Source organism: Psychrobacillus soli (assembly GCF_006861775.1).
Taxonomy (GTDB): Bacteria; Bacillota; Bacilli; order Bacillales_A; family Planococcaceae; genus Psychrobacillus; species Psychrobacillus soli.
Genome location: NZ_VDGG01000025.1, coordinates 22,376 through 34,947, shown reverse-complemented (window position 1 = coordinate 34,947; position 12,572 = coordinate 22,376). Strand labels below are relative to the sequence as shown.

Genomic DNA, 12,572 nt, shown 5'->3' with positions numbered 1-12,572 from the left:
CTGAGTAGAACTGGTTGCTTTCAATGACCGATTGGTTGCCCTAAGCCATTTACTGGATTCACATATTCGAAATACCTGTATAAAATTTTGTTTTTAGCGAGTTGATACTACATGCTTTCTAGTTCAAAAAAAAGCCTCTCAAGTTGAGAGACTTTGATTATCTTATTCTTCATCTAACATTAATTCAAATTCTGCGTCGTCTTCCCCTACTTCATGACCACCGATTGTTAAGGCGCTTGCTGCCATTCCAAGAGACTCACGAATCTTTAAAGAAATCTCATTTTTAATAGCTGGGTTTTCTTTTAAGAATTGTTTTACATTTTCTCTTCCTTGCCCAATTCGTTCTTCATTGTAAGCATACCAAGAACCACTTTTTTGGATAATATCAAACTCTGAACCAATGTCGACAATTTCTCCTTCTTGAGAAATCCCTTCACCGTACATAATATCTACTTCAGCAGTTTTAAATGGTGGTGCTACTTTGTTTTTAACAACTTTTATTTTCGTTTTGTTCCCCATAATATCTGTGCCTTGTTTAATCGCTTCTGCACGTCTTACTTCTAAACGTACTGAACTATAGAATTTAAGTGCACGACCACCTGGCGTAGTTTCCGGATTTCCAAACATTACGCCAATTTTTTCACGAACTTGGTTGATGAAGATGGCGATTGTGTTCGATTTATTAATAACACCTGAAAGTTTACGTAATGCTTGAGACATTAGTCGAGCTTGAAGACCCATATGTGAATCTCCCATTTCTCCTTCAATTTCAGCTTTAGGTACTAAAGCTGCAACCGAGTCAATTACTAAAATCTCAATTGCACCACTACGTACAAGTGCTTCTGCTATTTCAAGTGCTTGCTCACCTGTATCTGGCTGAGATAATAATAATTCATCAATATTAACACCTAGTTTTTGTGCATATACTGGATCTAATGCGTGCTCCGCATCAATAAACGCTGCTTGACCACCAGTTTTTTGTATTTCTGCAATCGCATGAAGGGCAACAGTTGTTTTACCTGAGCTTTCAGGACCGTATATTTCAATAATACGCCCTCTTGGATAACCGCCTATTCCTAGTGCTGCATCAAGTGCTAAAGAACCACTTGAAGAAGTTGATATTTCACGGTCTGTTTTTTCTCCTAGTTTCATAACAGAACCTTTACCGAATTGCTTCTCTATTTGTTTTAACGCCATCTCAAGCGCTGCTTTACGATCATTAGCCAACTATATTTCCTCCTTAGAAGATTCTCTGATTTTTATTTCTATGTTTACTATACTAGGTTTTTGAGAAATACACAAGAAAAAAGCGAACGTTTATTCGTTAATTTTTGCGACTATTTCATTTTGGTCGCTAAAAACAGCCCAAAATTCAATTTTAGGCTGTTTTTTATGTTCAAAATTAATTTTCTACAATCCTTGGTCATGAAGTAAGCGTATTAAATAATGGATCGTAAATTTCACCGCTCTTAGTCTGTTTGTATTCCGCATACCGGATAGGTTTAACTTGTAAGAAACTGGTGCGGAATCGTCGATTGCAATGCCAATCCAAACCGTTCCCGCCGGTTGTCCTCCGTGCCCATCTGGTCCAGCTGCACCTGTAATACCGACACCAATATTAGTACCAAACTTCTCTTTCACCCGCACGGCCATTTCTTCTGCACATGGACTAGAAACTACACTAAATTCTTTGATCGTCGTTTCCTTGACACCTAGTTGCTTTATTTTAATGTCTTCGGTGTACGTAATCATCCCACCAACTAAAGCCTGCCCCATACCCGAAACCGCAGCAAGTTCTGATTGAAATAAACCGGCTGTCATACTTTCGGCAGCGGAGATCGTTAAATTATTTTCAACTAGTATATCTCGCAGCTTCGATGCAAGAGAATCATTATTATAGCCATACACAAATTTTCCTAATCGATTGAAAATCTCCGTTTGCATAGCATCAATTAGTTTCCAAGCTTCTTCTTCTGTATCGCTTTTAGCCGTTAATCGTAAGGTGACTTCTCCATCAGACGCAAGTGGAGCAAGCGTTGGATTCGTTTGATTGTGCAATAAATCTTGTACTTCCGTTTCTAGTTCTGCTTCTCCAATCCCGTAAAATCGAATAACATGGGACTTAATGATGGATTCATTATGTAGTAGCTTAGAAAGAATAGGTTTCGCTTCGAATTGGAACATTGGCTCCATTTCTTTTGGTGGACCTGGAAGTAGAATATACGAATGCGTTTTGGTCGATAAAAACATTCCAGGTGCCATCCCATGCTTGTTTTCTAAAACAGTACAACCTTCTAAAACAAGTGCTTGTTTTTTGTTATTTTCTGTCATCTTTCGATTCATGCGTTTGAAGAAATCTTCAATATAGATTAATGCATGATGATCTAATACAAGATTTTTGTTTAAATGTTTCGAGATCGTCTCTTTCGTTAAATCATCTTTGGTAGGTCCTAATCCACCTGAAAAAATGATTAAGTCTGCTCGATTCTCCGCAATTTTAATAGAGTCTACTAAACGATTAGGATTATCACCAACGACTGTATGATAGTAAACATCAATTCCTAACTCTGCTAACTGTGAAGAAATGAATCGTGCATTTGTATTAGAAATTTGACCTAATAATAATTCAGAACCAACTGCAATAATTTCAGCTTTCACAAAAAAACATCCTTCCTACTTAGAATCCAGTAACACTTTACGATTTATATAAAAATAATCAAAGCCGGACCATAATGTAAAGAATAAACAAACATACAACATAATTATATCAAAAGGAATATGGAACATTTCAAAAAATACATTTCCTAATAGTAAAGAAGAGATGGCTATAATTTGCGTCCACATTTTAATTTTACCTAGTTGGTTAGCTGCAACCACTTCTCCTTCGTTTGCAAGGATTAAACGTAGTCCAGTTACTGCAAACTCACGGCTAATGATTAAAATGACTACCCAAGCTGGGGCTACTCCCAATTGTACTAAAATAATAAGCGCAGCAGACACTAGTAGTTTATCTGCTAGTGGGTCCAAAAATTTCCCCATATTCGTTACTAAATTATATTTTCTCGCATAGTAACCATCAATGAAGTCCGTAATCGATGCGATAATAAAAATAATTGCTCCAATTAAATGCCCTACCGGAATCGTCGCACCAAGAAAACTGACATCTCCCCAGTTAAAGTTTACAAGCATAAAAAACATAAATACTGGTATTAAAAAAATACGGAACATCGAAATTTGATTCGGTATATTCATTTATATGTAACTCCTTTCATTTTCAAACAAAATAGCCATCTAAAAGATGACTATTTTTGAAACTGTATAACTAAATTTTGCGTAGGTCTATCGGTTGGGAATTCAACTACTTGGTCATTCATATAAACTGTATTACCTGGAGTTGAACCAATACGTACGCGAACTCTGGATGAACTAGCCACATCTAATTCGAAAGTCTCGCCAGCTACGATTGCTTTATCAACTAAAATTTTGTTATCTTGGTCTCTAATGTTTAACCAAGTATTATTCGTTGCGACCAATTTCACTACATAACTTTCTGCACCAGTTAAATCATACGTAGACGTTTCCCCTTGCGTTTCCACAAAAGTCAGCTGTTGCGCAGGTTCCGGCTCTTCTACTTCTTCCTCAACAGGTTCTTCCGGTTCTTCTTCCTCCACTACTGGATCCTTTATGTCTTGCTCTGTTTGTGGCTGTTGTTCAATCACAAGCTCATCTTTAGGTTCAAATGATTCAGATGACCCTCCCGGTTTGTTCTGGTATAAGAACCAAAACATCACAATAATTGCAATAACAAATAATACAGCGACAATCATCGGGAAAACTTCCATAAATTTGTTCGACGAGCGTCCACCTAAAGTTCTTCTAGATGGTGTAGCGGGAATACTTTTAGACAGTTCGTCGTTCGCTGGAGAAGGGATATCGGTTTTATACGTTTCCAAAAGTTCGTCTCCGTTTAAACCAACAGCCTCTGCATATTGTTTAATAAATGCACGCACATAAAATGCACCTGGCATTGTGGCATAATTTCCTTCTTCAATACCCGTCAAATACCTTTTTTGAATCTTCGTTATTTCTTGTAAATCCTCAATACTATACCCTTTTGCTAATCTCGCTTCTTTTAAGCGAGCGCCAAGTTCAGTCAACTAAAACACCTGCCCATTAAAAATTAAATCCACCAAACCCACCAAAGCCACTCATTCCTTTGTCCGACATTGTGTGGTTTTTCTCCATCATTTCATACGAAATTTCTTCTTCGGGATTATGACGAAGCTCAATAATATAGTCAAAATCGTCAATGGAGTACTCGGAGTGTTGAATGAACATATCAGGATGCTCTACTACTTTAATCGTAGGCATTCTCATCATTTCTCTTACTAACATTTGATGTTTTTCATCATTTGAATTTCTCGTCACAATGCCATCAAGAATAAAAATATTATGGTCGCTAAACTCGTCCCCAATAAGTTGGCTTCTAATAGTTTGTTTAATCATTGTAGAAGAAAGAAAAATCCATTTTTTATTTGCACAAACGCTCGCAGCAACGACCGATTCGGTTTTTCCGACACGAGGCATTCCTCTTATCCCAATAAGCTTATGACCTTCTTGTTTAAAGATTTCCGCCATAAAGTCCACAAGAATTCCTAACTCTGCACGAACAAATCGAAATGTTTTTTTATCATCCGCATCACGTTGGATATACCGACCATGACGCACTGCCAAACGATCTCGAAGCTTCGGTTCTCTAAATTTAGTTAAATGAATGGTTTCCATCGTAGAAGCGATATGCTCAAAACGCTCCACATTTTCCTTTTTTTCTGCTTTTATAAGCATACCACGACGACCTTCATCTACGCCATTAATCGTAACAATATTTACTCGAAGCATACCAAGTAAAGAAGAAATATCCCCTAAAAGTCCGGGACGATTTATTTGAATTTCGTACTCAAAAAACCACTCACATGCCATACGTATCTATCCTCTCTTGTTAGATGACGTTATTTACCCATTATAAGTTCTATCATATATGAATTCCGGGTCGAATAAAAGAAAAAAAGAAAAGAGCATGAACTTCTCTCTTTTCTTTTACTTCTGTTAAATATACCATCCGCCGTTTACACGAATAATTTGACCCGTTATATAATTTGCTTTTTCACTAGTCAAAAAGACGACCGCATTTGCTACGTCTTGCGTCGTGCCGAAAACACCTGCAGGTATTTCTTCTAAAATAAGTGTACGTGCTTCATCTTCCACATGGATATTCATTTTCGTATCGATGAATCCTGGAGCTACCGCATTTACAGTAATTCTTGCGTGCGCAACCTCTTTTGCATAAGCTTTCACAAATGCATGTTGAGCTCCTTTAGCAGCAGAGTAAGCCGCTTCATAAGAAGCCCCCGTTTCACCCCAAATAGATCCAACGAAAATAATCGAACTATGCAAATGCTTTCGAAGCTTCGAGGTCACTTTTCCTAAAAGGAACATTGGATGCTCCACATGTACTTGAAACAAGTGGCGTATATCTTCCACTGTTGTATCTTCTAGCCCTTTATACAAGCTATGTCCATGAGCAAAAATAATCGAATGAAGGGAAAAAATTGAATTTGCTAATTTTTCGATAGAGCTTGCTTCCCTCATATCTGCTTGTATAAGCATAAACTCTTGTGTAGGGTACGAATGTTCCAACTCATTCATAAGCGAGCTTACACGTGCTTTATTGCTTGAATAGTGTAGGTATAGAGACCAGCCATTGTCTGCTAATTCACGACAAATGGTATTTCCTATTTCTCCAGAAGCACCTACAATTAATGCAAACTTTTTACCCATCACTGTTTTTATCGAATGGAACGATCGTAAATACAGTATGCGTTTGCTCATCCTTCAAAGATTCAAATGCTTGTTTCACTTGTTCCATTGTTAAATTTTCGAGTGCAGGGACAACATCAAATAAATTCATATCATTAAATGAATATCTTGTGAATTGGTTTGCAATATATTCGATTGAATTCAAAGCTCTTAAGAAAAAACCAATCTTTTTGCGTGTAACCCGCTTCAAATCAGCATCCGTAAACTGCCACGCTTTTCCATGCTCTATAATCGATTGTTTAATTTTTTCGGTAAGTTCTTTTGCATTTACAGTATCGGAGCCGATCATTGTAAATCCATACCCTTGCTCCATGGAAAAGTCTGCTGAATACGATTCATCGATTAATCCATTTTCATAAACATCCTGATAAAATGTAGATGTTCTGCCAAATAAGAGTTCAATTGCTACTTGCATCGATAGCTCATAATTCAACATCTCTTTGCCTGAAATATTCGTGTTATTTGCTTTAATGCCATAAATAATTTTTGGTTTTTGCACATCCATTTGTAAAGAACGTTCTGAAAAAGCAACATTTTGTTGTTCGGTCGGGAAGAATCGTTGAATTTCTTGTGGTGCTTCGAATGTTTTAGAAGCTTGATCTTGTTTTATAAAAGCCATCATTTCCTGTGGATTCACCGCACCAACAACAAATACAGTCATATTAGATGGGTGATAGAATGTGTTATAACACTCATACAAATGATCCGCAGTAATTTTATCAATGGATTCTACCGTTCCTGCAATATCAATTTTCACCGGATGCTCTTTATACATATTCTCAATTGCACCAAAGTATAAACGCCAATCAGGCTGATCATCGTACATCGTTATTTCCTGGGCAATGATACCCTTTTCTTTTTCTACGGTTTCTTCCGTGAAATAAGGCTGTTGCACAAAATCAAGCAATGTCTTCGTATTTTCTAATACATGATCAGTTGATGAGAATAAGTAAGTCGTTTTTGTAAACGAAGTGAATGCATTCGCAGAAGCACCTTTTTCACTAAACTGTTGAAAAACATCTCCTTCTTCTTTCTCAAACATTTTATGCTCTAAAAAATGGGCAATACCGTCAGGAACAACGACCGCGTCCTTTTTACCAAGTGGTATAAATTCTCGATCAATTGATCCATACTTCGTAGAAAAAGTAACAAATGTTTTAGAAAATCCTTTTTTCGGCAAAATATACACTTGTAACCCATTCGGTAATTTCTCGTAATATAAAGTTTCTTCTAATTGTTTAAAATATGTTTCATTCATTGGCTGCACCTTCCTTACCAGATAGGAAATAGACGAATTCCTTCTCTATTTTTTGTGCCATTTGTCCGATTTGTTCCTTCGTTACATTGGACCATTTGGCAACCCAGTTTTCCACTGTAAATGACTCGTTTATTTCTTTATACTGATCATAAATTTCAATTTGTGCGCGGGCAGAATCCAATGCCTCTTTTAATTGATTCGTTAGCATCGATTTTGTTTGATTTATTTCTAAATCCGAAATGTCCCCTTCTTGCATCGCTTTTAACTGTTCATCTATTAACTTTACAGCCTTTTCCTGTAAATTTGCATCAATTCCTGCTAAGACGAATATTAATCCATATAAAGAAGAGTAGCTACTTGAGGCATAATAGGCCATACTTTCTTTTTCTCGCACGTTCATAAATATTTTAGAATGAGCAAACCCACCAAATATACCATTAGTTATTTGCATAATTGGGAATTCCTCCGAGAAAAAAGTGACAGGTGTACGATAAGCTATATGCAGTTTTCCTTGTTTCATATCTTGTATTTCATGTAAAAATCCTTTTTCATTCGAAGTTTTTGTCACTTCTACTTCATGCACAAGTTCCTCCGATCTATTTGCGAAAGGAAAATGGCGCTCTATTTTTTCTTTTATTTCTTGCACATTTACATCCCCGACAATATAAATAGACAAATTGTCTTTTGTGAGAAGTGTATTATGCATCTCTACTAATTGTTCGTTCGTTACCGCTTTCACTGCTGGAACTGTACCGTTAGCCGAAATAGAAGCCGCGTGATTTGGTCGAATATTTTCAAGTAAACGTTGTTGCGCGTATCTCGTTTTATCATCATACATCGATTGAATTCGTTCAATGACTTGTTCTTTTTCTCTCTTGACAATCGTTTCAACAAATTTTCCATCTACTAATTTTGGTTTAAATAAGACTGTATGTAGTAAGGTGAATACTTCATCTACCACTTTTTCATTGGATAAATAAGCATCGTTTACTGTTTCTGCATTCAACGAAAAAATATGATGATTCCCTTTTTTCCCCGTATCAAAATATAAAACAGCACCATATAAGTCATCTAAACGTTTGCGGAATTCCGCGTTTGTTTGATATTCAGCATTACTATATTGCAATACATTCGCTAAAACAGCACGAATTGCTGCTTGTTCTTCGGTTAGCTGTTGTTTCCATTTAAACGAAATATTAATCGTTTTAAATTGTTCTGTCGGTCTTACGTAAAGTTTAACTCCTCGGGCAAGTTCGAATTGTTGAAACATGTTGTTATCCCCCTTTTTCTTTCTAGTTTATCTCTTATACCATTTTACTATACATGTATTCATTGTACATATTCAAACAACTATAGCAAATGGAAACGATGAATGGAATATCGTAGATAATACAGAGAATGCGTCGTAGAGAGTTCTATTAAGTGACCACTGTGATTTTCGCTGCAGGACGGACGCTTTCCGTGGGGTGAGTGATGAGCCTTCACCGCCGCTTGCGCGTACGTTGTGAAGTCTCATCTTACTCACTTGATCCCACTGGAGTCGCCGTCTGCAGCGAAAACCAATGAAAAAACTAGCTTATCGGGGTCCGGTATTAATAATAAATGATTGAACGCGACAAGCTCGCCACTGAACACGACAATACACACCTCTAATGAGACAATGACATCGTTGAACACGACAAACCTGTCTAGCAAATGCTAGCTGGCGATTTCGTCGGTCCGTACTATAAAAAAATGCAATACTTTATGATACTTGAAAAAAGTCAATCACATATAGTTTCCTACACAACAAAAAGGGACCAAATTTAATTGGTCCCTCACATTTTATCGTTTCCCTTTAATATATGGTACACCACTAGCTTTTGGTGCATGTGCTTTTCCAATAAATCCAGCTACCGCTAAAATTGTCAATACATACGGTAATATATGCAAGTAATAGCTTGGTACTTGATTGATAATCGGAATTTGCCCACCAACAATACTTAGTGCCTGTGCAAAACCAAAGAATAATGCAGCACCAAGCGCTCCAAGTGGATGCCATTTACCGAAAATCATAGCTGCAAGCGCCATAAACCCTTGTCCATTAATCGTCGAATGGCTAAATTCAGCTGAAATAGATTGTGCATAAACAGCCCCACCGACACCTGCAAGCATACCAGATAAAATAACGGCAATATAGCGCATTTTCGTTACATTGACCCCCATCGTATCTGCTGCCATCGGGTGTTCCCCTACTGCACGGAGACGTAAGCCAAATGGTGTTTTATAAATAACAAACCACGCACCGATTGCTACGATGAAAGCTAAAATCGATGTCGAATAAACATCTTTAAAAAGCATAGGTCCTAGAACCGGAATATCACTTAAAAAAGGAATATCAAAACGGATAAATCTTTCTTGAATATAATCTGTTTGTCCTTTCCCGTAAATCATTTTAACAGAAAACAATGCAATCGCGACACCTAGCATATTGATCGCTACCCCGGAAATCGTTTGATCTGCACGGAATGAAATCGTAGCTACAGCATGCATAATCGCAAATATACCAGAGACAATCATTGCAGCTATTATCGAAACCCAAGGAGTCATCGCACCAAAAGTACCAACAAACGTCAAGTTGAAAACGATCCCGATAAATGCTCCCATTACCATTAAACCTTCTAGTCCAATGTTAACAACACCAGAACGTTCAGAGAAAACTCCACCAATCGCTGTAAAGATTAACGGAGCGGCATAAAATATGGCCGACGGAATAATGAAATATAGAACTTCTAAAAAGCTCATGTTATTTCGCCTCCTTTTTCTTGTTCAACTTTTCAAGGAAATAGCGAATAATGTATCCACATGCTACAAAGAAAATTATAAGGGCAATAACGATTGAAACAATTTCAACCGGTATATCCGCCGCATTCGGCATATTTAATGCACCGAATTTAAGGGCACCGAATAAGACTGCACCGAACACGACCCCTAAAGGAGTATTTGCTCCTAAAAGTGCTACTGCTATCCCGTCAAATCCAATTCCTGTGAAGCCACCTTTTACACTTGCATATTGGAATGTACCTAATGCTTCCATCGCACCTGCAAGACCCGCAAATGCTCCAGAAATAACCATAGAAAGAATAATATTTTTGTTTACATTCATACCAGCATACTCAGAAGCATGCTTATTAAATCCAACTGCCTTCAATTCAAAACCAGTCGTCGTTTTTTCTAAAATAAACCACATTACTAACACCATAGCGAGCGCTATAAAAATACCATAATGTAATCTAGAAAAATCTGTCATACTTTCAAAAAAAGCAGACTTCAAAGAAGCCGTTTCTTTGATTGGTGCTGTTGTTTCTTTCCCATTTGCAACCATACGTATAAGCACATTCGTCGTATGAAGTGCAATATAGTTCATCATAATCGTTACAATTACTTCATGTACTTGTAATTTTGCTTTTAAAAGACCAGGTATAAATGCCCATAACCCTCCTGCTACAGCAGCTGCGATAATGGCAAGTGGTAAATGAATATACATTGGTAGATCGAACGCAATTCCTACATATGCAGCTGCGAACCAGCCAACTAGTAATTGTCCTTCTACACCGATATTAAATAACCCTGTACGGAAAGCAAACGCAACTGCTAAACCGGATAACAAATAAGGAGTTATTGTACGAATGGTTTCTCCTATTGTATAGGAATCTCCAAAAATACCGTTCCATAATGCGGCATAACCTGCTACTGGATCGTATCCACTTGCTAACATTACTACTGCTCCAACAAGTAGACCTAATATAACGGAAATAACAGGGACAAGTATATTAACTACTCTATTCGGCATTTTCTTTATCCCCCTGTTTTACAACATTTTCTCTGGTATTTTGACCTGCCATTAACAATCCTAGCTCTTGCTCTGTTGTTTCTTTTGGCAATAATGTATCCACAATTTGCCCATCATAAATAACCGCGATTCGGTCTGAAACGTTCATCACTTCATCTAGTTCAAACGATAGTAGAAGTACTGCTTTGCCTTTATCACGTTGTTCGATCAATCTTTGGTGAATAAATTCGATTGCACCAACATCTAATCCCCTAGTTGGAAGTGCAGCGATTAATAATTCAGGATTACGTTCGATCTCTCGTCCAATAATCGCTTTTTGCTGATTACCACCAGATAAAGCACGTGCTGGAGTATGTTCTCCTTGTGTTCGAACATCATATTCACGAATTATTTTTTGTGCTAAGTCCGAAACTTTTCCGTAGTTCATAATACCATTTTTGGAAATAGGATCTACGTAGTACGTTTGTAATGCAATATTATGCCCGATTGGGAAATCCAGTACTAACCCGTGCTTATGACGGTCTTGTGGGATATGCCCAACCCCTGTTTCCGTCACCTTACGAGGCTTTTTGTTCGTAATATCTTGTCCATTTATCGAAATAGATCCACTCTTTGTTTTTCTAAGTCCAGTAATAGCTTCGATTAACTCCGATTGACCATTTCCGTCAATTCCTGCAATTCCTAAAATCTCACCTTTACGTACTGTTAAATTTAAATTTTTAACTTTTTCAACGCCACGATAATCAGTAACAACTAGATTTTTAACAACTAGCGCATCATCAGTAGGATTTGCTTCGTCTTTCACCGTTGTAAAATCAACTTGTCTACCAACCATTAAAGAAGCAAGTTCATTGGGATTTGTTTCAGAAGTGATAACTGTACCAATTCCTTCTCCTTTTCGAATAACAGTCACTCTGTCTGAAACGTCCATAATCTCTTTTAATTTATGTGTGATTAAAATGATTGACTTTCCTTCTTGAATGAGCCGCTTCATAATTTGGATAAGCTCCACTATTTCTTGAGGAGTAAGAGATGCGGTCGGTTCGTCGAATATTAGTATTTCTGCTCCTCGGTATAGTGTTTTTAAAATTTCTACACGTTGTTGCATACCAACAGATATATCTTCAATTTTAGCGTATGGATCCACTGCCAAACCGTACATTTCTGATAAAGAATGAATTTTTTTGGCAGCATCTTTAATATCGATCACGCCGCCCTTTGTTAATTCGTTCCCTAAAATAATGTTTTCTGTCACTGTGAAATTTTCCACAAGCATAAAATGCTGATGAACCATCCCGATACCAAGATCATTCGCTACGTTCGGATCTGTTATATTCACAGTCTTCCCATTTACTTTTATCTCTCCGGCTTCCGGTTGATATAGGCCAAATAGTACATTCATGAGAGTGGACTTTCCAGCTCCATTTTCTCCTAAAAGAGCATGAATCTCTCCTTTTTTTAATTGGAGAGTAATATTATCATTCGCAACAAATGATCCAAACTCTTTTCGAATGCCTAGCATCTCTATTACATATTCCAATGAATTCACTCCCTACTATTCTAGTACAAAATTAATACAGGAAAGACTTTAAATTTTTAAAATCT

The 12,572-nt window shown here is 37.2% G+C and carries 11 protein-coding genes; all 11 read right to left on the bottom strand.

What is annotated here, in order from left to right; translation table 11 throughout:
* Positions 1–162: 162 nt before the first annotated feature.
* Positions 163–1,197 (bottom strand): recombinase RecA, encoded by a 1,035-nt coding sequence (gene recA, locus FG383_RS12760; protein WP_142607809.1) that lies wholly within the window; start codon positions 1,195–1,197, stop codon positions 163–165.
* Between the two features lie 213 nt (positions 1,198–1,410).
* Complete coding sequence (locus FG383_RS12755) at positions 1,411–2,658, bottom strand: competence/damage-inducible protein A (protein WP_142607774.1); 1,248 nt, start codon at positions 2,656–2,658, stop codon at positions 1,411–1,413.
* A gap of 15 nt (positions 2,659–2,673) precedes the next feature.
* On the bottom strand, positions 2,674–3,252 hold the full coding sequence (pgsA, locus tag FG383_RS12750; protein ID WP_142607773.1) for a CDP-diacylglycerol--glycerol-3-phosphate 3-phosphatidyltransferase: 579 nt from the start codon (positions 3,250–3,252) through the stop codon (positions 2,674–2,676).
* A 50-nt stretch (positions 3,253–3,302) separates the two neighbouring features.
* Entirely contained in the window at positions 3,303–4,157 is an 855-nt protein-coding gene (locus FG383_RS12745) for a helix-turn-helix domain-containing protein (protein ID WP_142607772.1), read from the bottom strand.
* Positions 4,158–4,173: 16 nt separating this feature from the next.
* On the bottom strand, positions 4,174–4,980 hold the full coding sequence (locus tag FG383_RS12740; RefSeq protein WP_142607771.1) for a DUF3388 domain-containing protein: 807 nt from the start codon (positions 4,978–4,980) through the stop codon (positions 4,174–4,176).
* Positions 4,981–5,106: 126 nt separating this feature from the next.
* The gene (ymfI, locus tag FG383_RS12735; protein ID WP_246096993.1) at positions 5,107–5,889 is read right to left on the bottom strand and encodes an elongation factor P 5-aminopentanone reductase; all 783 of its coding nucleotides are present in this window, start codon (positions 5,887–5,889) and stop codon (positions 5,107–5,109) included.
* Positions 5,831–7,135: an EF-P 5-aminopentanol modification-associated protein YfmH gene (gene yfmH / locus FG383_RS12730; RefSeq protein WP_142607770.1), complete on the bottom strand. Its 1,305-nt coding sequence runs from the start codon at positions 7,133–7,135 to the stop codon at positions 5,831–5,833. The genes ymfI and yfmH overlap by 59 nt, the downstream gene beginning before the upstream one ends.
* Positions 7,128–8,405 (bottom strand): EF-P 5-aminopentanol modification-associated protein YfmF, encoded by a 1,278-nt coding sequence (yfmF, locus tag FG383_RS12725; protein ID WP_142607769.1) that lies wholly within the window; start codon positions 8,403–8,405, stop codon positions 7,128–7,130. The genes yfmH and yfmF overlap by 8 nt, the downstream gene beginning before the upstream one ends.
* A 554-nt stretch (positions 8,406–8,959) precedes the next feature.
* Positions 8,960–9,919 (bottom strand): ABC transporter permease, encoded by a 960-nt coding sequence (locus FG383_RS12720; protein WP_142607768.1) that lies wholly within the window; start codon positions 9,917–9,919, stop codon positions 8,960–8,962.
* A 1-nt stretch (position 9,920) separates the two neighbouring features.
* Positions 9,921–10,967, bottom strand: a complete 1,047-nt coding sequence (locus tag FG383_RS12715; RefSeq protein WP_142607767.1) for an ABC transporter permease — start codon at positions 10,965–10,967, stop codon at positions 9,921–9,923.
* Entirely contained in the window at positions 10,957–12,507 is a 1,551-nt protein-coding gene (locus FG383_RS12710; protein ID WP_142607766.1) for an ABC transporter ATP-binding protein, read from the bottom strand. The genes FG383_RS12715 and FG383_RS12710 overlap by 11 nt, the downstream gene beginning before the upstream one ends.
* Between the last annotated feature and the right edge of the window lie 65 nt (positions 12,508–12,572).

What these genes read in the sequence shown, in the direction of transcription:
- ymfI (WP_246096993.1), bottom strand. Translation starts at nt 5,889, where the DNA reads ATGAGCAAACGCATACTGTATTTACGATCGTTCCATTCGATAAAAACA.
- FG383_RS12740 (WP_142607771.1), bottom strand. Translation starts at nt 4,980, where the DNA reads ATGGCATGTGAGTGGTTTTTTGAGTACGAAATTCAAATAAATCGTCCC.
- pgsA (WP_142607773.1), bottom strand. Translation starts at nt 3,252, where the DNA reads ATGAATATACCGAATCAAATTTCGATGTTCCGTATTTTTTTAATACCA.
- yfmF (WP_142607769.1), bottom strand. Translation starts at nt 8,405, where the DNA reads ATGTTTCAACAATTCGAACTTGCCCGAGGAGTTAAACTTTACGTAAGA.
- recA (WP_142607809.1), bottom strand. Translation starts at nt 1,197, where the DNA reads ATGGCGTTAAAACAAATAGAGAAGCAATTCGGTAAAGGTTCTGTTATG.
- yfmH (WP_142607770.1), bottom strand. Translation starts at nt 7,135, where the DNA reads ATGAATGAAACATATTTTAAACAATTAGAAGAAACTTTATATTACGAG.
- FG383_RS12715 (WP_142607767.1), bottom strand. Translation starts at nt 10,967, where the DNA reads ATGCCGAATAGAGTAGTTAATATACTTGTCCCTGTTATTTCCGTTATA.
- FG383_RS12720 (WP_142607768.1), bottom strand. Translation starts at nt 9,919, where the DNA reads ATGAGCTTTTTAGAAGTTCTATATTTCATTATTCCGTCGGCCATATTT.